The sequence below is a fragment of the Mesorhizobium sp. B2-4-18 genome (assembly GCF_006441385.1).
GTDB lineage: Bacteria > Pseudomonadota > Alphaproteobacteria > Rhizobiales > Rhizobiaceae > Mesorhizobium > Mesorhizobium australicum.
The window spans coordinates 131,979-154,450 of record NZ_VFUW01000005.1 but is presented as its reverse complement, the minus strand read 5'-3'; the positions used below and the strand labels follow the sequence as shown (position 1 = coordinate 154,450).

Sequence of the window (22,472 nt, the reverse complement as noted above, 5' to 3'; positions counted from 1 at the left end):
GGCCGCTAAGTTGGCTTCCTTCTTGCAGCGCTGGCGATCGGCGAAACCGGGGACGGCAGCACCCCTCTCCCCGTCACTATACGGGGAGAGGATGCCGGCAGGCAGGTGAGGGGCGGCGCCGAGTTGGCAGGAAATATTCATTTCGCAACCTGCCTCGCCCCGGCACCCGCCGCCGGTTCCACAGCCGAAATCTCGTGCGTCAGCGTGTTGCGGGTGACCTTCAGCCAGGCCCGGCAGCCGCCGCCATGATACCAGTTCTCATCCATCACGCCGGCGATGTTGTCGCGCAGATAGACGTAATCGTAGACCTCATCTTCCGACGCTCCAGGCGCCGGCCGCACCGGCTTGGCGTCGCCGAGATAGGTGAACTCGCCGAGCTCGCGTTCACCACAGAAGGGACAGACAATACGCATGTTTTTCGACTGTCCTCAGTGCAGGTTCGGTTGGGCGCCCTGGCCCTTTTCGTCGATGACAGCACCAGACCGGAACCGGTCGAGCCGGAAGCGGGCGGCCTCGGCGTGCGATTCATCGCGAGCAAGCAGATGGGCGAAGACGAAGCCTGAGCCGGGTGTCGCCTTGAAGCCGCCATAACACCAGCCGGCATTGAGGTAGAGCCCGTCGACCGGTGTCTTGTCGATGATCGGCGAGCCGTCCATCGACATATCCATGATGCCGCCCCATTGGCGCAGCAGGCGGACGCGGCCTATCATCGGCATCAGCGCCATGCCGCCCTCGCAGACATCTTCCATGACAGGCATATTGCCGCGCTGGGCATAGGAATTGTAGCCGTCGATGTCGCCGCCGAAGACCAGCCCGCCCTTGTCGGACTGGCTGACATAGAAATGGCCGGCGCCAAACGTCATGACGCCGGGAATGAGCGGCTTGATCGCCTCCGAGACGAAGGCCTGCAGCACATGGCTTTCGATCGGCAGCCGCAGGCCAGCCATCGCCGCGACGCGCGATGAGGACCCGGCCACCGCCATGCCGACCTTGCCGGCGCCGATCCTGCCGCGCGAGGTCTCGACACCAGTCACCTTGCCGTTGGCGTCCCTGACAAAGCCCGTGACTTCGCAATTCTGGATGATGTCGACGCCGAGTTCGCTGGCAGCGTGGGCGTAGCCCCAGGCCACCGCATCGTGCCGCGCCGTGCCGCCGCGCCGCTGCAGCAGCCCGCCCTGCACGGGAAAGCGCGCATTGTCGAAGTTCAGGAACGGGATCATCTTCTTGACCGCCGCCAGGTCGAGCAGTTCGGCATCGATGCCGTTGATGCGCATGGTGTTGCCGCGCCGTGCATAGGCGTCGCGCTGCGCATCGGAATGGTAGAGGTTGATGACGCCGCGCTGGCTGACCATCGCGTTGTAGTTGAGGTCCTGCTCCATCCGTTCCCAAAGCTTCATCGACAATTCGTAGAAGCCGGTATTGCCGGGCAGGCCGTAGTTGGAGCGGATGATGGTGGTGTTGCGGCCGGCATTGCCGGAGCCGATCCAGCCTTTTTCCAGCACCGCGACATTTTTGATGCCGAATTCGCTGGCCAGGAACCAGGCGGTGGCCAGCCCATGGCCGCCGCCGCCGATGATCACCACGTCGTAGCGGTCCTTCGGCGCGGCGTCGCGCCAGGTGCGTTGCCAGTTTTTGTGGCCGGAAAGAGTGGCGCGGGCGAGCGAGAAGATCGAGTATTTCATACGTTCATTCCGAGGTCGCTCGCCCCACGCAGGAACTTTCTTGACGCATCGCCTTTGCCGAAAACCGTGTCACACTTTTCGGTCCGATGCTCTAGATGTCCAGCGTGTGGTCGCGCTCCCATTGCGTGAAATGCGAAGCATAGGAATTCCATTCCTGGTGCTTCAGCTTTAGATATGCCGACGAGAATTCCTCACCCAGCGCCGCCTTGAGCGATTTGTCCTTGTCGAACTCGCGCAACGCATCGAGCAGGTTGAGCGGCAGCTTAGGCGCGCCCCTCACCGTGTGGCCATGCTGGTACATGTCGATATCGTAGCGCTTGCCCGGATCGGCCTTCGAGCGGATGCCGTCGAGGCCGGCGGCGATGATGACCGCCTGCAGGAGATAAGGGTTGGCAGCGCCATCGGGCAGGCGCAATTCGAAGCGGCCGGGGCCGGGCACGCGCACCATGTGGGTGCGGTTGTTGCCGGTCCAGGTCACCGTGTTCGGCGCCCAGGTCGCGCCCGAAATGGTGCGCGGCGCGTTGATGCGCTTATAGGAATTGACCGTCGGGTTGGTGATCGCGGCGAGCGCCGAAGCGTGCTTCATGATGCCGCCAAGGAAGTTCTTGCCCTTGGCGGAAAGACCGAGCTCCATCGAATTGTCGGCGAAGACATTGGTCCTGCCCGATCTGTCCCAGACAGAGATGTGGGCATGGCAGCCATTGCCGGTCAGGCCCTGGAACGGTTTGGGCATGAAGGTGGCGCGCAGCCCATGTTTTTCCGCGATCGACTTGACCATGAACTTGAAGAAGGAATGCTTGTCGGCGGTCGGCAGCGCATCGTCGAACGCCCAGTTCATCTCGAATTGGCCGTTAGCGTCCTCGTGGTCGTTCTGGTAAGCGCCCCAGCCGAGCGCCAGCATGTGGTCGCAGATCTCGGCGATGACATCGTAACGGCGCATCACCGCTTGCTGGTCGTAGCAAGGCTTCGATGCCGTGTCGTACTCATCGGAGATCGTCTTGCCGTCCGGCGAGATCAGGAAGAACTCGGCCTCGACGCCGGTCTTGACGTGCATACCGTCGGCGGCTGCCTCGGCGATCAGCCGCTTCAGTGTATTGCGCGGCGCCTGGTCGACGTCCTTGTCGTCCATGATGCAGTTGGCGGCGACCCAGGCGACTTCCGGTTTCCATGGCAACTGGATGACCGAGTCCGGATCCGGCACCGCCAGCATGTCGGGATGCGCCGGCGTGAGGTCGAGCCAGGTGGCGAACCCGGCAAAGCCGGCACCGTCCTTCTGCATGTCGGCGATGGCTTGCGCCGGTACCAGCTTGGCACGCTGGCCACTGAACAGGTCAGTGTAGGAAATCATGAAATATTTGACGTTTTTCGCCCTTGCGAACTCTGCAAGATCAACTGTCACTGAAGTTCCCCATTTCTTATCGATTGTTGGCCCTAGAGCATATGGCCTTCGGCCCTTTGTTGATCAGAAGCCGTTCTTCCCCGGTATCCAGTTGGTGCCGGCCAGTGGCACGCCGGCCATGGCGGCAGCCTCGATAGTCAATGCGACGAGGTCCTCGGGTTCGAGATTGTGGAGGCTGTTCTTGCCGCAGGCGCGGGCGATGGTTTGCGCCTCCAGCGTCATCACCTTCAAATAGTTCGCCAACCGGCGCCCGGCGGCCACGGGGTCGACCCGCTTCATCAGTTCGGGGTCCTGCGTGGTGATGCCGGCAGGATCCTTGCCCTCATGCCAGTCGTCATAGGCGCCTGATGTGGTGCCGAGTTCGTTGTACTCCGCCTCCCAGCGGGGATCGTTGTCACCGAGCGCCACGAGTGCCGCGGTGCCGATCGACACGGCGTCGACGCCGAGCGCCAGCGCCTTGGCCACATCGGCGCCGTTGCGGATGCCGCCTGAGACGATGAGCTGAACCTTGCGGTGCATGCCGAGATCCTGCAGCGCCTGCACCGCCGGCCTGATGCAGGCGAGCGTCGGCTGGCCGACATTCTCGATAAACACTTCCTGCGTTGCAGCCGTTCCGCCCTGCATGCCGTCGACCACGACGACATCGGCGCCGGCCTTCACCGCAAGCGCTGTATCGTAGTAGGGCCGGGCGCCGCCGACCTTGACGTAGATCGGTTTTTCCCAATCGGTGATTTCGCGCAGCTCGAGGATCTTGATCTCGAGATCGTCCGGTCCGGTCCAGTCGGGGTGGCGCGAGGCCGAGCGCTGGTCGATGCCTTTGGGCAGCGTGCGCATCTCGGCGACACGGTCCGAAATCTTCTGGCCGAGCAGCATGCCGCCACCGCCGGGCTTGGCACCCTGGCCGACGACCACTTCGATCGCATCGGCGCGACGCAGGTCGCGCAGGTTCATGCCGTAGCGCGAGGGCAGGTACTGATAGACCAGTTGCTTGGAATGGCCGCGCTCTTCCTCTGTCATGCCGCCATCGCCGGTCGTGGTCGAGGTGCCCGACAGCGTCGCGCCGCGCCCGAGCGCTTCCTTGGCGGGACCGGACAGCGAGCCGAAGCTCATGCCGGCAATGGTGATCGGGATCTTCAGTTCGATAGGCTTCTTGGCGTGGCGCGAACCGAGCACCACGGATGTGTCGCAGCGCTCGCGGTAGCCTTCCAGCGGATAGCGCGAGATCGAGGCGCCGAGGAACAGAAGGTCATCGAAATGCGGCAGCTTGCGCTTGGCGCCGGCACCTCTGATATCGTAGATGCCGGTCGCCGCGGCGCGGCGGATTTCGGAGAGCGTGTAGTCGTCGAAGGTCGCGGATTTGCGCGGCGTCGTCGGCGGGTTGCGATAGGTCATGCTGCCTCAATACGCGTCGGCGTTGTCGATATTGAAATTGTAGAGCGTGCGCGCCGAGCCGTAGCGCTTGAACTCCGACGGCTTGACGCCGGTCACGCCGGCGCGGTCGAGCAGACCCTGCAGCAGTTCAAGATGCTCGGGCCGCATCTCCTTGGCGATACAATCCGCACCGAGACTGTCGACCTTGCCGCGCACGAAGAGCCGCGCCTCGTAGATGGAATCGCCCAGTGCATCGCCGGCATCGCCCAGAACAACGAGGTTGCCGGATTGCGCCATGAAGGCCGACATATGGCCGATATTGCCGTGCACGACGATGTCGATGCCTTTCATCGAGATGCCGCAGCGCGACGAGGCATTGCCTTCGATGACCAGCAGCCCGCCCTTGCCGGTGGCGCCGGCATACTGGCTGGCATCGCCTTTGACGGTGATCGAGCCCGACATCATGTTCTCGCCAACGCCGGGGCCGGCCGAGCCGTGCACGGTGATGGCGCTGCCGGAGTTCATTCCGCCGCAGTAATAGCCGACGCTGCCGCGCACATCGATGCTGACAGGATGGTCGACACCGACGGCGACCGAATGGCTCCCTTTCGGGTTGAGCACTTCCCACGCCGTCTCGTTCGAACCCGGAGCCAGATTGTGGAGCGCTTGATTGAGTTCGCGCAGCGACAGGACGTCGAGGTCGAAGACGCGCGCATGGCTGTCGCGCGTTGCCTTGGAGGTTGCCGGCATGAACTCAATGCTCCCAGAAATAAACGGTTGCGGGCTCCGGTTCCCAGACCCTCGCATTGTCTATGCCCGGCAGTTTGGTCAGGGCGCGATATTCCGAGCCGAAGGCGACATACTGGTCGGTCTCGGCCATCACGGCGGGCTTGCAGGCGATCGGATCGCGCACCACGCCAAAACCATTCTTGGTGCCGACGACGAAGGTGAAGAAGCCATCGAGGTCGGACAGGGTGCCTTCAAGTGCCTCGCCGAGGTTCTTGCCATGCGCCATTTGCGAGGAAAGGTAGGCGGCCGCCACTTCGGTATCGTTCTCGGTCTCGAATTTCATGCCTTCGCGGATCAATTCGCGGCGAACATTGTTGTGGTTCGACAATGAACCATTGTGCACAAGGCACTGGTCGGCACCGGTCGAGAAAGGATGCGCACCCATCGTCGTCACTGCCGATTCCGTCGCCATGCGGGTATGACCGATGCCATGCGTGCCGGTCATCTTGCGCACGTCGAAGCGATCGACGACGGCTTCGGGCAGGCCGACTTCCTTGTAGATTTCCACCGCTTCGCCGGCGCCCATGATCCGGATGTCGGGCCTGAGCGACTGGAGGGCTTCACGCGCCGCGTCGACCTTGTCCGGCGTGGTCCTGACCACCGCGTGGGTCGATTTCACCGCAATGCTCACCGGCGCTCCGACGGCCTTCGCGAGTTCGGCGTCCAGGCCGCGGAAATCGCGTTCCGGCTTCGGCGACTGGATGGTGATCTTGGCCTCGTTGCCGGATGTCGCGCCATAGATGGCGATGCCGGCACTGTCAGGGCCGCGATCGCTGAGCGATACCAGCATCTCCGACAGCATCGCGCCGAGCTTCGGCTCCAGCGCCTTGTCCTTCAGGAAAAGTCCAACGATTCCGCACATGTCAGCCTCCCGACGTTTGTGACTAAGATGATGTACCGAATGAAATCCTCTAATTCAATGGCATGAAAGAAATTTTCCTCTGGTTACGTATGCGGCCCAATGCCGCTCTGCGTACCGTTTCCTTCCGGCCGGGCATTATGAGCCCATTTGGCGGTACGAATGCGGGCGATCTTGTAGGCGTCGAGGATCGACAGCGCATAGATCAGGAAGCCGCCGGCGTGACGGCCGACGAAGCTGGCGTCCGGCGGTGAAATCCTGGCGGTCACCCAGGCCAGGATGACCATGAAGAAAAGAAACTGCAGTCCGCGCACCGGGATGCCCAGAATGACATGACCGCTTGCCGGCAGCACGATTGCGGCGCCCAGGACGAGATAAGGGCTCACTGGCGCCGGCGAAGTGTCTGAAGTGCTCATGCGGCCTGCCGTTCGCTTCGGTTGATGGCGTCGCGCAGATCCGAGAGTGATACGAGCAACCGCTCGATCAGCGCAGAATCGATCCGTGTGTCACCGAACGCGGCTTGCCGGAAGACACCGTAGCGTGCCCGCTCGGCCTCGGCCAGCAGCCACACGATGCGCACTCCGTTCGGCGTGATCAGCAGCTCCTTGGCGCGGCCTTCTGAAAACGGTTCCATATGGCCGGCGATGATGCTCTGCGGGAACCGTGTGCCCCTGCGGTCTGTCCGCAGGACCGCCTCGGCCGGAAAACCGGGCGCCTTCGGCAGCGTATGCTGGAGATGGTCGAAATTGGAGAACGTCGTCGGCGAGCCCGGCCGCATCATCATGTCGAAAATGGCAGGTACCGAGACCTTCTCGGTGATCGAAACGCTGAGCCAGCGCGCCGGCAGTTTCCGCGTCGCCAGCGTGTCGACGATGGTGCGCACCTGCACGCGTTGGCCGTTCCATGATCCTTCCCAGGTGATGACGCCGGCGGTGCCGTCCGAGACATTGTCTGCATCCGCGACGACGGCGCGAATGCCCGCCTCATCGGCGGCCAGCGCTGCCGAGGCCCTGTCGCGGCTGCGGCGCGCCTGCCACGCAAAGTGAAGGACGAGAGCCAGGACAATTGCCCCGGCAAGCAGTGCTGATGTCACGTCTGACATTTTATCGTGCAAGGCCCATCCAAATCCTGGACGGGCCTACTCCCATCAATAGCCCTGCGGTTTCGGCCACGGCATGGTGAACTGGTCCCCACGCCGCACGAATTTGTAGCGATAGAAATGGAACCACAGCGAAATCAGGAAATAGAAGGCGACCATGGCGATCAACTGCGAGCCGAAGCCGAGGAAGATGGCGAAGAAGGTCACCACGCACAGGCAGAACAGGACGATTGCCGGCAGCGGATGGAACGGGTGCGTGTAGCCGCGGCGGATCGAGCCCAGCGGCCACTTCTTCCTGAACATCATGATGTTGATGCTCATGAAGGTGTATTGCAGCACGCCCGACAGGATCGAGAAGGTGATCGCCTGGTTGAGGTCGGCGATGAAGGCGAAGGCCAACGCGATCGGCAGCAGGAACAGGATCGAGCGATAGGGCGTGCGGTATTTCGGATGCACCGCCGAAAACCAGCTCGGCAGATAGCGGTCGCGTCCGAGCGAGAACCAGGCGCGCGCCGCGTCGTTGATGCAACCATTGGCGGAGGCAAGCGCGGCGAGCAGCGTCGCTATGAACAGGAGGTTCTCGAGCAGGGGGCTGCCGGTCAGTTTGCCGGCGTCCCACAGCGGATAATAGGTGATGCCGAGATATTCCCAAGGCATCAGCGAGGCGCAGACATACCAGGTCATGGCGGCGGCGATGAGCAGCGTGATCATGCCGGCCATGGTGCCGTAGGGCAGGGAGCGTGCCGGCGAGCGCACTTCCTCGGCGGCCTGGGTGGTCCCTTCGATGCCGAGATAATACCAGATGCCGAACTGGAAGGCGGCGATGACACCGATCCAGCCATAGGGCAGCGCGTTGCCTGGAGTGACCAGTTCGTTGAGCTTCAGCACCGCGCCTTGCGTCCAGGGGCTGACCGAGAAGAACAGGACGACGATCGAGACATAGGCGATGGCCGTGATGACGAAGTTGACGTTGAGCGTCATCAGTACGCCGCGATAGTTGAGCCAGGCCAGCACCACGATGGTGGCGGCGATGAAGGAATTGTGGGTCAGCCCTTCCACACCCGCCTTGGCGACGATGGTGTCGCCGAGCAGGATGGCATCGGACACTTCCAGCATCGTATAGGCAAAGACCAGGAACAGCGCGACGTTGAACGCCATCAACGGCCCGACAATGTGCTTGGCCTGCGCATACTGGCCGCCGGCGGCGGCCACTGTCGACGTCACCTCGGAATCGATCATGGCCACCGAGGTGTAGAGCAGCCCGACGACCCAGCACACGATCAGGGCAGCCAGCGCGCCGCCCTTGTCGGCCGAGAAATTCCAGCCGGTGAACTCGCCGACCAGAACGATGCCGACGCCGAGCGCCCAGACATGGGCCGGGCCAAGCACCCGAAGCAGCGATACCCGGTCGCCGTGAATTGTGGTGGTGGTGGTGTTTTCAAGCGCGACCGTCATCGATCAATCCCCACTCAGATCCGGTGTTTTTCGGAAGCGGCTTCAAGCTCGCCTTCACGCGACGAGGTCAAAACGTCCTCGGAGTAGTTCGTATCGACCTTGAACCAGTCGTAGAGCATCCACAGCGCGAGCACGATCGAGATGCCCCAGCATGCGTAAGAGAGTGCCACCCACATGATCGTGTCCCCAAATTCTTCGTCGCCAAACTTTACTTGTCGTCGAACTTCTCGTTGATCACATCGCGATATTCGCGGTCGGATGCCCGGAACAGGAACACGAAATAACCGATCAGGACGGCCGCCATGATGATCAGCGTCGGCCAGTCGATGATGTAGTGGAACCGGTTCTGGATGATGTCGTGCGCGGTCTCGGGCGTATAGCCGAGCTTTTCCCAGATCGACGCCATGGTCGGATTCTGCCCGAGCGCTTCCCAGGTCTTGGCATCGAGCGCGTCGATTGATTTTGCGGCACCGGCAAGACCAAGCTTCAGCGGCAGCCACAGCGCCACGAAGATGGCGACCACGACAACGGCGATGTCGAAGACTTGCCCAGCCTTGCTCTGCTCCGGCGGCGTATAGCGGGACATTGTTTCTCCCCTCAGGACTTGCGGTTGCGGGATGCGTCGGCGTTCTTGATGTCGAGCCCGTAGATGAATTCCTTGTCTTCCTTGTAGTGTTTGACCATCGCCAGGATGGCTGCCGTGTTGAAGATGAGCACGGCGGCGGCGGCAATGGCGACGACGGCCTTGATGCCGCCCTGCGGAATGTATGGCCATGTCATGAAGAGGACGAAGAGGATCGTCGCCCATAGGCAGATGATCAGGAGCGCGGATCCGCGCAAGTCGGAGCGGTACAGCGCCTCGATGCGCTGCTGCAGGTCTGCCATCGGTTTTCCCCTTCTTTGCCGACGCCCGGTTCCGAATCCACCGCCCGCCGCTCTCTTTCAAGAGAGTGAAATTTTTTTCATAAATTCAGACCGAATTTCGCAATTGTCAAGACGAATTTACGCTGAGTTAACCGCTTGCTTCGACCTGCCGATTTTGCCTGACAATGAAATTATTTGCTTTTAGGGGATTGCGGGCCTCTCGCGTTTGCGATCAATATTCGACCAAGCTCCCGGCCTGGCGCACGGGAGCAGGGAACAGCAGCATTTTCGAATGGAGGACGAGCGGATGACGGCATCCTGGAGATTTTCGACCCTGGCGGATCGCCATCGTGCGCTGGGTTCGAAACTCGAAGACTGGAGCGGCATGGGTACCGCCTGGACCTACGACAAGGATGCCGACGAGGAATATATCGCCATCCGCACCAAGGCCGGCCTTATGGATGTTTCCGGCCTGAAGAAGGTGCACATCACAGGGCCGCACGCCTCGCATCTGATCGACCTCGCCACCACGCGTGACGTCGAAAAGATCTATCCCGGCAAGTCGGCCTATGCCTGCATGCTGAACGAGGCGGGAAAATTCACCGACGACTGCATCCTCTACCGCACGGGACCGAATTCCTGGATGGTGGTGCACGGCTCGGGCACCGGCCATGAGGAACTGCAGCGGGCGGCGATGGGACGGGACGTGTCGCTGCGCTTCGACGACAATCTGCACGATTTGTCGCTGCAGGGGCCAACAGCGGTCGACTATCTGGCCAAGCACGTGCCCGGCATCCGCGACCTCAACTACTTCCATCACATGCAGACGCAGCTGTTCGGCTTTCCCGTCATGATCTCGCGCACCGGCTATACCGGCGAACGCGGCTACGAGATCTTCTGCCGTGGCCAGGACGCCGGCACGATCTGGGACAGGATTCTCGACGAGGGCAAGAACGCCGGCATCATTCCCTGCCGCTTCACCACGCTCGACATGCTGCGCGTCGAAAGCTACCTGCTGTTCTACCCCTACGACAATTCCCAAAAGTATCCGTTCGAGAATGAAGGCCCCGGCGATACGCTTTGGGAGCTCGGCCTCGACTTCACCGTCAGCCCCGGCAAGACCGGCTTTCGCGGTGCCGAGGAGCACTATCGCCTGAAGGGCAAGGAGCGCTTCAAGATCTATGGCGTCCTGCTCGACGGCAAGGAGCCGGCGGACGAGGGCGCTCCGGTCTATCGCGACGGCAAAAAGGTCGGCGTTGTCACCTGCGCCATGTATTCGCCGCTGGTCGAGAAATCGATGGGCATTGCCCGGCTCGACGTCGACTGCGCGGTCAAGGACACCACGCTCGAAATCCGCAACAAGAGCGGATTGATCAAGGCCACGGCGCAGCCCTTGCCGTTCGACGATCCCAAGAAGACCAAGCGCACGGCGAAAGGCTGAGGCATAATCGACAGCGAAGGTTTTCGAGGCACAAAGAGAGAATGGCAGCCAAGACCATCATCAGCCGGCCCATTTACGGAACCCTGTCTCCGCAGCCTGGCAGGCATCATCTGTTCATCGCCGACGCCGAAGGCGCGCTGGCGATTACCGATATGGCCCGAACCGCGCCACCTGGCTTTTTCGATTGTGCCGAGATCGTCTTCATTCCCGGTCCTGACGGCAAATATATTGCTGCCCTCGAAGGGTTGAAGCCGGCGCAATTTCACACCGCCCCGTCCTTCGCCAGTCTGCTGCCGCGTCTGAAGCAGACGCTTGATAACGCGCATATGGGTCTGCGCCTCTATCTCGCCGGCACCGAAGGGCTGATCGGGCAGGCCATGCAGGTGGCGCTCGAAGCCGGCATCGACCACACCTCCATGCAGACCGAGCATCGCGGCTCGCTGGCACGGCGCATGCAGTGCGTGCACTGCAAGGGCATCACCGAGAATGTGACGACGCAGCCGGCGACCTGCTCGCATTGTGGCCTGCTGCTTCTCGTGCGCGATCACTATTCCCGGCGCCTTGCCGCGTTCCAGGGCGTCTGCATCAATGCCGAAGATCGCAGTGAAATTCCTCCGATGGAGGAGATATTTCGATGAGCACCGGCACCACCAAGCTCGACGTCGTCGTCAGCGATGTCGTCCCGGTCAATGAGCTGGTCACGCGCTTTCATTTTCGCCGGCGTGATGGCGAGCTGTTGCCGACCTTTTCCGGCGGCGCCCATGTCGTGGTCGAGATGCGCGATGGCCAGCGCACAAGGCTCAATCCCTATTCGCTGATGGGCTCGCCGCTAGACACGCGCGAATACACCATCTCGGTGCGCCGCGACGACGTCGGTCGCGGCGGCTCGCTGTTCATGCACAGGTCGGTCAAGCCGGGCCTGGAGATGGTGATCAGCTATCCGGTCAATCTTTTTTCGCTCGATCTTCGCGCCAAGAAACACCTGATGCTGGCCGGCGGCATCGGCATCACGCCGTTCATGGCCCAGACCGCGCAACTGGCGGGGGAGGGCGGTAATTTCGAACTGCACTACACCTGCCGCACCGCTTCGCTTGGCACTTATGCCGACGTGCTGCGGGAACGCTACGGCCGTCGCGTTCGGCTCTACCATGATGACCTTGAGGAGCGGATCGAACTCGACCGGTTGCTATCCTCGCAGCCGCTCGGGACGCACCTCTATGTCTGCGGCCCGGCCGGCATGATCAACTGGGTGCGCGACCGCGCAGCTAGCCTCGGATGGCCGCCGGAGACCGTCCACTACGAGCATTTCGCGGCGCCGCAGCCCGGCCTGCCATTCGACGTGACGCTTGCCGTCAGCGGCAAGACCATCCGCGTCGGCGAGCAGCAGAGCCTGCTGGAAGCCATCGAAGCCGCCGGCGTCGATCCGCCCTATCTTTGTCGTGGCGGCGTCTGCGGCCAGTGCGAGACCAACGTCATCTCGTGTGACGGCAAATTCATCCACAACGACCATTGGCTGAGCGAGGAAGAGCACCGTTCGGGCAGGAAGATCATGCCGTGCGTGTCGCGCTTCGAGGGCAGGTCGCTGGTCTTGGAAAGGTAGGAGGCGAGAATGGGCATCACCTTCCGCAAGGAAACGTTCCGCGACGACTTCACTTTCAAGAACAGCCCCGAGCACATCAGGCGGTTTCCGTTCCCCTTCCATGAAGACAGCTACATGTACGCGGTCAACATCGAGCCGCATGTCGTCGGCCCCAAAGGCTCGGTGCTCGAAAACCTGATCGACGTCGACGAACACTATGTCGCCGAGATGCAGGACCGCGCCTTGGTGCTGGCCGAGGATCCCCTGCGCTGCCAGTCGCTGCCGCACATGACGCTCGCCGGCTGGGACCTGCTGGAGCTTTTGATGGAGCAGCAGGCGCTGGGCTATCCCGAGCATTTCACGCTGACGCGCGACGGCGACCGCTGGCGCTGGATCAACCGGCCGCTCGGCATCGATGATACTTTCACCTTCGGCGACACCTCGACTTTGCCTTATGGGCCGATGGAATACATCACCCGCCAGAGCCAGGGCGATTTCTGCATCCTCGACCAGCGCGACGGCAATCTATGGATGGACGCCGGCATGGTCACCACCCAGGCCGACTGGTCGCTCGATTTCGACATCGGCATGAATTTCTTCGAATGGCACGCGCCTGTGCCGCTGGCGCATGAGAAGGGTATTTTCACGCGCGCGCTGAAGTTCCTCACCAACATCCAGCAGGGCAAGCCGGCACGGCGCCTGAACTGGACGATGACCATCAATCCGCGGCTGGACACCAGCCCGGAGAATTATCACAAATGGGGTCCGGACCGCACGACGGTGACGTCGGAGAATGTCGGCGACAAGGTGCATCTGCGGGTCGAACTGCAGAGCTTCTGGCGGCTGCCGCGCTCCAATGGCATCGTCTTTCCGATCCGCTGCTACCTGATCAAGATGGACGAGCTGGTGACGCAGCCGAAATGGGCACGGCGCCTGCACCGCGTCATCCGCGACCTACCCGAGGAACTCGCCAGCTACAAAGGCCTCACGCGCTTTCGCCCGACACTGGTCGAATGGCTGTCGAAGCTGGACGATGGCAGCCCGACGAGCCCGGGGTTCGGACCGGATTAAAAGCCCCCTCATCCGGCCGCTTCGCGGCCACCTCCCCGAGGGGAGAAGAGATCGCCAACGCTGGCGTCGGGCTCCTCTGCCCTAGGGGCAATCCGGGTGAGGGGCTGCGGCGGCCCGCCTACCCCGCACTGCCCTGCGGGTAACAGATAATCGACAAATAACGCATCGGCAGTTTCGTCAGTTGCTCCGGTCCATGCGGTGCGTCGGCGTCGAAGAACAGGCTGTCGCCGGGTTTCATCGGGTAGAGGTTGCTGCCGTGCCGGTAAACGACCTCGCCCTCGAGCATGTAAAGGAACTCCATGCCTTCGTGCTGGAAGGTCGGGAACACGTCCGAATCCTCGGTCAGCGTGATCAGATAGGGCTCGACGACGACGCCGCTGGTGTTCGAACCGATATGGCCAAGCAGATTGTACTGGTGGCCGGCGCGCGTGCCGCGGCGCTCGACGTCGAGGCCTTGGCCGGCCTTGACGAAGACGGCGCTGCGTTCTTCCTCGAAGCGGCGGAAGAAGGCGGTGACGGGAACGCCGAGCGCCCGCGACAGTGCCTGCAAGGTGGTCAGCGACGGAGAGGTGATGCCGTTCTCGATCTTCGACAACATGCCCAGCGAAATATCGGTGGCGACCGCGAGATCCGCCACGGTGATGCCGAGCTTCTTGCGGAAGGCCCGCACCTCGCGGCCGATCGCGACCTCCAGCACTTTTTCGCGGGTATCGCGAATAGCGTGCGGGTTTTGTGTCAGCGGCGCGCGTATGGTCCTGCCGTCCGTCGACACTTTCGGCGACGGCTTTGCCTTTGCGCTCGCGGGAGCCTTGGAATCCGAATTAGCCTTTGCCATGTCGCCCCCAATCGTCAGGATTTATTTCACTCAAGGTGAACATGTCAGGTGCCGATACAGGACCGCAACCGCAACGGCAAGCCATCTTATGTTGCGCGCGGCAGTGCGACCATCGCGACGCCCGCGGGTTTTCCGCCAGGAATCCACTGCGCGCAAACGCCGTTCCAGCAGATGTCTGTTGACAGCACCAAGAGGCCAATTACTGTCACTGCCAGTGAAATTTGTTTCGCTGGGGAAATCAAAAAAGGAGGCCCGGAATGAACACTCGCGTTGCCGTCATCGGAGCCGGACCGTCCGGTCTGGCCCAACTCAGGGCTTTCAAGTCGGCGGCCGACAAGGGCGCCGAGATTCCCGAGATCGTCTGCTTCGAAAAGCAGTCCGACTGGGGTGGCCTGTGGAACTACACCTGGCGTACCGGCCTCGACGAACATGGCGATCCCGTGCACGGCTCGATGTACCGCTATCTCTGGTCGAACGGGCCGAAGGAATGCCTGGAATTCGCCGACTACACATTCGAGGAGCATTTCGGCCGGCCGATCGGCTCCTACCCGCCACGTGCGGTGTTGTGGGACTACATCAAGGGCCGCGTCGAGAAGTCGGGCCTGCGCAAATGGGTGCGCTTCAACAGCCCGGTGCGCATGGTCACCTTCTCGGACGAGACGAAGAAATTCACCGTCACCGCGCATGACCGCACCAACGACGTGACCTATTCGGAAGAGTTCGACAATGTCGTCGTCGCCTCGGGGCATTTTTCGGTGCCCAACGTGCCCTATTTCGAGGGCTTCTCGACCTTCAACGGCCGCATCCTGCACAGCCACGATTTCCGCGACGCCATGGAGTTCAGGGGCAAGGACATCCTGATCATCGGCCGCTCCTATTCGGCCGAGGACATCGGTTCGCAGTGCTACAAATATGGCGCCAAGTCGATCACCTCCAGCTATCGTTCCAAACCGATGGGCTTCAAATGGCCCGAGAATTGGAAGGAAGTGCCGCTGCTGCAAAAGGTCGTCGGCAAGACGGCGCATTTCAAGGACGGCACGACCAAGGATGTCGACGCCATCATCCTGTGCACCGGCTATCTCCATTCCTTCCCGTTCCTGACTGACGATCTCAAGCTCAAGACCGCCAACCGCATGTGGCCGTTGGACCTCTACGAGGGCGTTGTCTGGGAGAAGAACCCGAAGCTGTCCTATATCGGCATGCAGGACCAGTTCTACACCTTCAACATGTTCGACGCGCAGGCCTGGTTCGCGCGCGACGTCATCATGGGCCGCATCAAGCTGCCGTCGGCCGAGGCGATGGCGGCGCATGGCGCCAAATGGCGCGCCCGCGAGGAGACGCTGGAGGACGCCGAGCAGATGATCTGGTTCCAGGGCGACTACACCAAGGAACTCATGGACCAGACCGACTATCCCGGCTTCGACGTCGAGGCGGTCAACCAGACCTTCATGGAGTGGGAGCATCACAAGGCCGAAGACATTATGAGCTTCCGCGACCATTCCTATCGCTCGCTGATGACCGGCACCATGGCGCCGCTGCACCATACGCCCTGGCTGCAGGCATTGGACGATTCCATGGAGAGCTATCTCGAGGTGAAAGGAGTGGCGGCCGAGTAGGCCGCCGCCGCTATCCAAGCCTTGCCCGCGCCTTTGCCGTCCAGGCATTGAACAGCCGGTCGGCGACGATGCCGATGAAGGCGATGGCGAGGCCGGCGACGATGCCGCGGCCGGAATCGGCTTTCGACAGCGCGATGAACACTTCCTGGCCGAGATCGCGCGTGCCGACCATGGCGCAGATGATGATCATTGCCAACGCCATCAGGATGGTCTGGTTGACGCCGAGCATGATCTCCGGCAGCGCCAGCGGCAATTGCACGCGGAAAAAGGTCTGGCGCGGGGTGCAGCCCGACACTTTCGCTGCCTCGATCAGTGCCGGCGGCACCTGCCTTATGCCGTGATTGGTGTAGCGGATCGCCGGCACTACGGCGAAGGCTATCGTTGCAATCATCGCCGTCACGTCGCCAACCCTGAACAGCATCACGACCGGGATGATGAAACAGAAGGACGGCAGCACCTGCAGGGTGTCGATGACGGGTGTGACGATCTTTTCGAAACGGTCGCTACGGGCTGCCATCAGGCCGATGGGAATGCCGATCAGGCAGGCGATGAAGGCGGAGATGCCGCAGAGATAGACCGTCGCCATGGTCTTTTCCCACAGGCCGGTGACCGCGCAGAAAGCGGTCAGCATTGCCACCAGGACGGCCAGCCGCGGGCCGGAAAGCTGGTAGCCGGCAAGGCCGAGCAGGAACACCGCGCCCAGCCAGGGGAAGCCCTCGCAGAAGGCGCGCAGCGGATTGAGCACATTGAGGATCAGCGCCACGCGGAAGGCTTCGATGAGATCGAAGAAGTTGATCGTCACCCAGTTCACCGCCGCTTTCCACAGTGGCGCGGTGGTGAAGGTGATCGCCTTGGGCACGGCCGCGAAGGCGGGTACGAACAGGCCGAGCAGAGTGGTGACGGCAAGGATGGCGACTGCGAGCGTCAGATTGGGATAGCGGCGCCAGAACCCCGGGCTCGCGGATCGGTGGACATTGCCCTTCGCCTGCTTGTGGGCAATGGCCTGGCTCAGCCGGTCGAGCGCGATGGCCAGCGCGACGATGGCAAGCCCGGCTTCCATCGCCTCGCCGACCTTGAGCGCGCGTAGCGCCAAAAGCACGTCGTAGCCTAGGCCGCCGGCGCCGATCATCGAAGCGATGATCACCATGTTGAGTGCCAGCATGATCACCTGGTTGACGCCGACCATCAGCGTCGGCCGCGCCGACGGCAGCAGCACGCGCCACAATTTCTGCCGCGCCGTGCAGCCTGCCATCTCGCTGAAATCGTCGATCTCGGACGGCACCCGGGACAGGCCCAGCATCGTCGCCCGCACCATCGGCGGCGTCGCGAAGATGGCGGTGGCGATCATCGCCGAGACCGGGCTGTTGCCGAACAGCAGCAGCATCGGGATGAGATAGGCGAAGGTCGGGATCGTCTGCATCAGGTCAAGTGCTGGGGAGACCACAAGCCGCTCGGCCCACGGGGTGCGCCAGGCCCAGATGCCGGCGAATAGCCCGGTGAGAATGCAGAACGGCACCGCGATCGAGATCAGCGCCAGGGTCAGCATGGCACTGGTCCATTGGCCGAACAGCGCGATGTAGAGGAAACATCCGCCAACCAGCAGGCTGAGCTTCCTGCCTCCCGCCGCATGGCCGGCGAGGAAGGCGACGGCGCAGACGCCAACCCAGGACAAACGCGGCAGCACGAAAGCGTCGGCGCCATGGCCGAACTTGAAATTCTTGGCCAAGAGATTGAGCGCGAAGTCGAGCGGCACGCCGAGCACCGCGGTGACCGAGCGCGTCAGCCAGGACAGGTTCGACTTGATCCAGCCCATCAGCGCGCTGACCCAGTCGGCGACGGGGACGACCCCCTCGACCGGGTAGTTGACGGCCCATGGCAGCCTGTCCTGCAGCAGGAACATCACCAGCACGGCGGCAAGCGCGAGCACCCAGATCACCAGCCACCGTTGGATCGGCGGCCTTGTCCGGCTGGCGTTTGCGGTTACCGTCATGCGCGGGCCCGCTCGATGCCGGCCAGAAGATCGATCACCGCTTGCGGCGTCACTTCGCCGATCGGCGTGCCGGTGCCGTTGATCACGGCGAAGGGTTTGCCGGCGGCAACGATGCTGGCCGAAAAACTCGATATCTTGGCCTCGGGCGCCACCGTGCCGCCGTGCTCGGCGCCATCGCAGCTACGCATCAGGCTGCGCGCCGAGATCACCTTGGCGCGGTCGACGTCGCGGGTGAACTCGGCGACATAGTCGGTCGCCGGATTGACCACCAGTTCCTCCGGCGTGCCGATCTGGATGACTTGGCCGTCCTTCATGATAGCGATGCGGTCGGCCAGCCTGATGGCCTCGTCGAAATCATGGGTGATGAAGACAATGGTCTTGTGCAGCATGGTCTGCAGCCGCATCAGCTCGTCCTGCATCTCGCGGCGGATCAGCGGATCGAGCGCCGAGAACGGCTCGTCGAGAAACCAGATCTCCGGCTTGGTGGCGAGGCTGCGGGCGATGCCGACGCGCTGCTGCTGGCCGCCCGACAGTTCGCGCGGATAGAAATGCTCGCGGCCGCGCAGACCGACGAGTTCGATGACTTCCCGGGCGCGCGCCTCGCGTGTCGGCCGATCCTGTCCCTGGATACTCAGAGGAAAGGCGATGTTGTCGAGCACGTTGAGATGCGGCAACAGCGCGAAATTCTGGAACACCATGCCCATGCGATGGCGCCTGAGCTCGATCAGGGCGGCATCGGAAATCTTGAGCAGGTCCTTGCCTTCGAATTCGACCTTGCCATGTGTCGGCTCGACCAGCCGCGACATGCAGCGCACCAGGGTCGATTTGCCGGAGCCGGACAGGCCCATGATGATGAAGATCTCGCCCTGGCGGATTTCGAGGTCGACGGCGCGCACCGCGCCCACAAGGCCTGCCGCCGAGACCTCCGCCATACTGGCCTTGCCGTCACGCTCGCGGATGAAATTGGCGGCGTTCGAGCCGAACAGTTTCCAGACGTTGCGGCAAGCAAGTTTTATCGGCCGGGCATCCGTCGCGTCGGATGCCTGTTCAATCGCTTCCGTCATTCAGTCGCCCTTCTGGAACATCAGGAATTGAGGCCCGGCCGGTCAACAGCCGGGCCTCCCTTTCCAGTCGGAGGTCACTGCGCCCAGGCTTTCCAGTCTGCCTCGTGAGCGGCGATCCAGGCGGCGGCGACGTCTTCCGGCGTCTTGCCGTCAAGATCGATCTCGCCGCTCATCTTGTTCAACTCGTCGGTGTCGATCGTGTAGGCCTTGGCCACTTTGTAGGCGACCGGCCATTTGTCTTTCATGCCGTTCCAGGAGTACTTCCAGATCTCGCCATGCGGTTTGCCGCAGTCGTATTTGGCGTCCGGGTTCACGCCCCATTTCGGGTCGGTGTAGCATTCGGGCGTGTATTCGGGGAATTGCACCCATTCGCCCTTGTATTTTGCAGGCGCCCAATGCGGCGAATAGATCCACAGCATGATCGGCGCCTTGCGCTGATAGGCGGAGTCCAACTCGGCGAACATCGCGGCATCAGTGCCGGCATGGATCACGGTGAAGGGCAGCTTCAGCGCCGCGACACGCTCGTCGTCAAAGCCTTCCCAGGTCACCGGGCCGCCGAGATAGCGCCCCTTTGGCGCCGTCTCGGCGGTCGAGAACGATGCCGCGCAAGTGGCGTCGAGCAGAGCGTGCCAGTCCGGCAAAGTCGGACATTTCTCCTTCATGTATTCGGGAAACCACCACTCTTCCTTGGCCTTCGGGCCGAGCTTGCCGAGCCTTTCGGTCTGGCCCGTGCCGTCGGAGGCCTTCATCGCTTCGCCTGCCGTCGTATCCCAGAATTCCAGGCCGACATCGATATCGCCATTGGTGAGGCCGGTTGTCAGGCTGGAGAGATAGTCGGCGGTCGGGTATTCGACGGTATAGCCGAGCTTTTCCAGGATGCCGCCGAGGATCTTGGCGTTGAGATTGACGCTGGTCCAGTCGAACAGCGCGATCTTGATCGGGTCGTTGGATTCCGGCGCCGCTGCCTGCGCTGTCGGCGTCAGGACACTTGCCGCGGCAAGTGCAAAAGCTCCCATTGAGGATTTCGATATCACACTGCGGAATGGCATTGCTTGGTTCTCCTTCAAGCTGTGACGGTTATTGGTCGTTCCCTTGTTGCGTCTTTTCTTGATTGTGTTGGAAAGGCAGGCGGTTGTGCAAGACCGTTCTCGCCATGTCGGGGCCAAAGCCGGCACAGGCGCGATGAGGCTCGGTTTCGGTGATGACGGACGCTGCCGAGACAGCCAGTCTCATGGCCGATCGATCGCCGCGATGGCGATCGTCCGCGGATCGATTGTCAGTCCTGCGGCGCCATGCAACATGCGAGCCATCAAGGTCCCATGATCCCGAGCATTTCCGGCGGAATTGCTCTCGGCTGTCGCCCTGGCAAGCCCCATTTCGCCAGCGCGGTTTCACAGGATGAAAATATATATACCAACGTTCATGCCGCGCAACGACTAACGCCGCGAAGAAGCAGAATTCCAGACCGCAGGCGAAGCCGGCCGACGACGGCGGGACACGGGTCGCACGCCCTGTTTACCAGCAGACGTAGCCGCCATCGACGATCAGGTCGAGGCCGGTGACGAAGCTCGACGCGCGGCTGGCCAGGAAAACCGTCGGCCCGACCATTTCCTCCGGCGCCGCCATGCGTCCCATCGGCGTGTCGCGTTTGAAGATCTTCACCTCTTCGGCCACCTCCGGCCGTTTGTTCATCGGCGTCAGCGTGTAGCCCGGGCTGACGACGTTGACGCGCAGGCCGCGGTCGGCCCACTCCATGGCCAGGCTCTTCGACATGTGGATGACGGCGGCCTTCGAGGAATTGTAATGCGCCTGCGTCAGTCCGCGATTGACGATGGTGCCCGACATCGAGGCGATGTTGATAATCGAGCCCTTGCCCCGCGCCAGCATCTTGCGCGCTTCTGCCTGGCAGGACAGGAACACGCCGGCGACATTGACCTCGTGCACCTTCCGCCATTTTTCCAGCGCCAGTGTCTCCGCTGGTTCGGAGCCGGCAATGCCGGCATTGTTGACGGCGACCGTCAACGGACCGAGTTCGGCTTCGGCGCGATCGATGGCCGTGGCCAGGTCGCCTCCGACGTCACCGTGCCCGTCAGCACCAGCGCCCTGCGGCCGAGTGCCGTGATCCGGTGAGCGGTTTCGTCCAGCCCGCCCTTCGACGCATGGCCAAAACAAGCGACATCGGCGCCTGCCTCGGCCAGTCCGATCGCGATTGCCTGGCCAATGCCGCTGCCAGCCCCGGTGACCAGCGCAACGTCGCCGTCCAGTTTAAAAAGATCCATCGATAGCCCTCCTTCTCAAGGAGGGTATGCGCTGACCTATATCTCGATCAAGCCTTCAGCGGGCTGCGGCGTGCCTAGAAATATCCGTCGGACGCGGCCGTGGCTTCCTTCGAGATTTCGACCCCATCGACCAGGATCTTGTCGACCAGTTCGTGGTGGAAGCAGACCAGTCCCTTGATGCGTTCTGCCTCGTGCACCGGCTCCGGATAGTACCAGACCATGTTCTCGTGCCGTTTCTTGGGCGTGGTCACGTGATAATAGTTGGAAATGCCCTTGTAAGGGCAGCGTGAGATGTAACGGCTGGGCGCGAACATATCGAGGCGCGTGTCGGAGATCGGCAGATAGTGGCGCACCGGGTGGCCGGTTTCGAACAGGAACACGCCGCGCCGTGAATCGGCGACCTGCTCGCCATCGAGGATGACCTGGACGCGCCGCGACGACGGCAGGCAGTCGACGCGGCGGAACGGGTCGCGGGCGTGCACGAAGATCTCCTCGTCTTCCTCGAACCAGTGGCCCATCTTGCTCCACACGAAGGACATGTAGCCCGCGATCGGCGGACAACCCTTGACCGGATCGAGATAGCGCCATGCACCGTCTTCGACCAAGGTGATGCCTGTATTGAGCGAGTAGTGCGTGGCAACGCCCTTGTACGGATCTTCCGTCGTCGTCTTTGAGGGCAGCAGGAACTCCTCGCGCACGTCCTCGATCGGGAAATAGTAGACCGGCAGATGATCGGATTCGTACAACACCAATGCCTTGGTGGTGTCGGCAACGGTCATCGAGCCGACCTGGACCCGCAGCCGCTTCAGCGACGGCATGGTGAAGGCGACATAGCCGGGCTCGAACTCGTACTGCTCGATAGTGTCGAGCACGGGGAAATGCGGTCCGCGACCGCGCAGATGAGGCTTGCGAATGGTAGTCTCCTGTTTCTGTCTGTCGTCGGCGCGTGGTTAGGACGATATGAGGCTGGGCCGACGGCCGGCGAGTGCTTCCGGACGGTGGGCGTTTGCCGGTGTCGAACCGTTGGAGCGATGGCCCCCCATCGTTCGTCGCGGGCCTGTTGCCGGATAGCCTCACGC

General features: G+C 62.3%; 22 protein-coding genes and 1 pseudogene. 5 read left to right on the top strand and 18 right to left on the bottom strand.

Features of this window, described 5'->3' with window-relative positions; translation table 11 throughout:
- Positions 1-137: 137 nt before the first annotated feature.
- The 12 genes from FJ527_RS14085 to FJ527_RS14030 form a co-directional block, all read right to left on the bottom strand.
- Complete coding sequence (locus FJ527_RS14085; RefSeq protein WP_140617375.1) at positions 138-413, bottom strand: sarcosine oxidase subunit delta; 276 nt, start codon at positions 411-413, stop codon at positions 138-140.
- Between the two features lie 15 nt (positions 414-428).
- Positions 429-1,682 (bottom strand): sarcosine oxidase subunit beta family protein, encoded by a 1,254-nt coding sequence (locus FJ527_RS14080; RefSeq protein WP_140823375.1) that lies wholly within the window; start codon positions 1,680-1,682, stop codon positions 429-431.
- A 91-nt stretch (positions 1,683-1,773) separates the two neighbouring features.
- The gene (gene glnT, locus FJ527_RS14075) at positions 1,774-3,081 is read right to left on the bottom strand and encodes a type III glutamate--ammonia ligase (protein ID WP_140823374.1); all 1,308 of its coding nucleotides are present in this window, start codon (positions 3,079-3,081) and stop codon (positions 1,774-1,776) included.
- Between the two features lie 63 nt (positions 3,082-3,144).
- Entirely contained in the window at positions 3,145-4,473 is a 1,329-nt protein-coding gene (locus FJ527_RS14070; RefSeq protein ID WP_015318914.1) for an FMN-binding glutamate synthase family protein, read from the bottom strand.
- 6 nt (positions 4,474-4,479) lie between these two features.
- Positions 4,480-5,202: a GXGXG domain-containing protein gene (locus tag FJ527_RS14065; protein ID WP_015318913.1), complete on the bottom strand. Its 723-nt coding sequence runs from the start codon at positions 5,200-5,202 to the stop codon at positions 4,480-4,482.
- 4 nt (positions 5,203-5,206) lie between these two features.
- Positions 5,207-6,103 carry a glutamine amidotransferase family protein gene (locus FJ527_RS14060; RefSeq protein WP_015318912.1) on the bottom strand — a complete coding sequence of 299 codons (897 nt, stop codon included), beginning with the start codon at positions 6,101-6,103 and terminating at the stop codon, positions 5,207-5,209.
- Positions 6,104-6,186: 83 nt separating this feature from the next.
- Positions 6,187-6,516 carry a hypothetical protein gene (locus tag FJ527_RS14055; RefSeq protein WP_140715120.1) on the bottom strand — a complete coding sequence of 110 codons (330 nt, stop codon included), beginning with the start codon at positions 6,514-6,516 and terminating at the stop codon, positions 6,187-6,189.
- Positions 6,513-7,202, bottom strand: coding sequence for a hypothetical protein (locus FJ527_RS14050; protein WP_181166354.1), 690 nt, complete (start codon positions 7,200-7,202; stop codon positions 6,513-6,515). The genes FJ527_RS14055 and FJ527_RS14050 overlap by 4 nt, the downstream gene beginning before the upstream one ends.
- 45 nt (positions 7,203-7,247) lie before the next feature.
- The gene (locus FJ527_RS14045) at positions 7,248-8,654 is read right to left on the bottom strand and encodes an APC family permease (RefSeq protein WP_140507951.1); all 1,407 of its coding nucleotides are present in this window, start codon (positions 8,652-8,654) and stop codon (positions 7,248-7,250) included.
- A 14-nt stretch (positions 8,655-8,668) separates the two neighbouring features.
- A complete protein-coding gene (locus FJ527_RS14040; RefSeq protein WP_015318908.1) occupies positions 8,669-8,830 on the bottom strand; it encodes a hypothetical protein in 162 nt (53 codons plus the stop codon).
- A 32-nt stretch (positions 8,831-8,862) separates the two neighbouring features.
- The gene (locus FJ527_RS14035; protein WP_127280938.1) at positions 8,863-9,240 is read right to left on the bottom strand and encodes a hypothetical protein; all 378 of its coding nucleotides are present in this window, start codon (positions 9,238-9,240) and stop codon (positions 8,863-8,865) included.
- An 11-nt stretch (positions 9,241-9,251) separates the two neighbouring features.
- Entirely contained in the window at positions 9,252-9,539 is a 288-nt protein-coding gene (locus tag FJ527_RS14030; RefSeq protein WP_140617370.1) for a hypothetical protein, read from the bottom strand.
- A gap of 286 nt (positions 9,540-9,825) precedes the next feature.
- Here FJ527_RS14030 and FJ527_RS14025 point away from each other — a divergent pair, with 286 nt between their 5' ends.
- From FJ527_RS14025 to FJ527_RS14010, 4 genes are read left to right on the top strand one after another with little or no spacing between them, the layout of a single operon-like run.
- A complete protein-coding gene (locus tag FJ527_RS14025) occupies positions 9,826-10,959 on the top strand; it encodes an aminomethyltransferase family protein (protein ID WP_140823373.1) in 1,134 nt (377 codons plus the stop codon).
- A gap of 41 nt (positions 10,960-11,000) precedes the next feature.
- The gene (locus FJ527_RS14020) at positions 11,001-11,597 is read left to right on the top strand and encodes a dimethylamine monooxygenase subunit DmmA family protein (RefSeq protein WP_140617368.1); all 597 of its coding nucleotides are present in this window, start codon (positions 11,001-11,003) and stop codon (positions 11,595-11,597) included.
- Positions 11,594-12,559 carry a PDR/VanB family oxidoreductase gene (locus tag FJ527_RS14015; RefSeq protein WP_140715114.1) on the top strand — a complete coding sequence of 322 codons (966 nt, stop codon included), beginning with the start codon at positions 11,594-11,596 and terminating at the stop codon, positions 12,557-12,559. The genes FJ527_RS14020 and FJ527_RS14015 overlap by 4 nt, the downstream gene beginning before the upstream one ends.
- Before the next feature lie 9 nt (positions 12,560-12,568).
- Positions 12,569-13,609 carry a DUF3445 domain-containing protein gene (locus FJ527_RS14010; RefSeq protein ID WP_140823372.1) on the top strand — a complete coding sequence of 347 codons (1,041 nt, stop codon included), beginning with the start codon at positions 12,569-12,571 and terminating at the stop codon, positions 13,607-13,609.
- A gap of 118 nt (positions 13,610-13,727) precedes the next feature.
- Here FJ527_RS14010 and FJ527_RS14005 read toward each other — a convergent pair whose 3' ends face one another.
- Positions 13,728-14,444 (bottom strand): XRE family transcriptional regulator, encoded by a 717-nt coding sequence (locus FJ527_RS14005; RefSeq protein ID WP_140823371.1) that lies wholly within the window; start codon positions 14,442-14,444, stop codon positions 13,728-13,730.
- A gap of 257 nt (positions 14,445-14,701) precedes the next feature.
- Between FJ527_RS14005 and FJ527_RS14000 the strand changes: the two genes are divergently transcribed.
- A complete protein-coding gene (locus FJ527_RS14000; RefSeq protein WP_140661467.1) occupies positions 14,702-16,060 on the top strand; it encodes an NAD(P)/FAD-dependent oxidoreductase in 1,359 nt (452 codons plus the stop codon).
- A gap of 10 nt (positions 16,061-16,070) precedes the next feature.
- Here the strand turns inward: FJ527_RS14000 and FJ527_RS13995 are convergent, their stop codons facing one another.
- The 5 genes and pseudogenes from FJ527_RS13995 to FJ527_RS13975 all read right to left on the bottom strand — a co-directional run bounded on the left by FJ527_RS13995 (position 16,071) and on the right by FJ527_RS13975 (position 22,265).
- The gene (locus FJ527_RS13995; RefSeq protein ID WP_140823370.1) at positions 16,071-18,050 is read right to left on the bottom strand and encodes an ABC transporter permease subunit; all 1,980 of its coding nucleotides are present in this window, start codon (positions 18,048-18,050) and stop codon (positions 16,071-16,073) included.
- The gene (locus FJ527_RS13990) at positions 18,047-19,114 is read right to left on the bottom strand and encodes a glycine betaine/L-proline ABC transporter ATP-binding protein (protein ID WP_140823369.1); all 1,068 of its coding nucleotides are present in this window, start codon (positions 19,112-19,114) and stop codon (positions 18,047-18,049) included. The genes FJ527_RS13995 and FJ527_RS13990 overlap by 4 nt, the downstream gene beginning before the upstream one ends.
- A 74-nt stretch (positions 19,115-19,188) precedes the next feature.
- Entirely contained in the window at positions 19,189-20,163 is a 975-nt protein-coding gene (locus tag FJ527_RS13985) for an ABC transporter substrate-binding protein (RefSeq protein ID WP_140823368.1), read from the bottom strand.
- Positions 20,164-20,629: 466 nt separating this feature from the next.
- Positions 20,630-21,393 (bottom strand): annotated as a pseudogene (locus FJ527_RS13980) (SDR family oxidoreductase).
- Positions 21,394-21,467: 74 nt separating this feature from the next.
- Complete coding sequence (locus tag FJ527_RS13975; protein ID WP_015318895.1) at positions 21,468-22,265, bottom strand: DUF427 domain-containing protein; 798 nt, start codon at positions 22,263-22,265, stop codon at positions 21,468-21,470.
- Between the last annotated feature and the right edge of the window lie 207 nt (positions 22,266-22,472).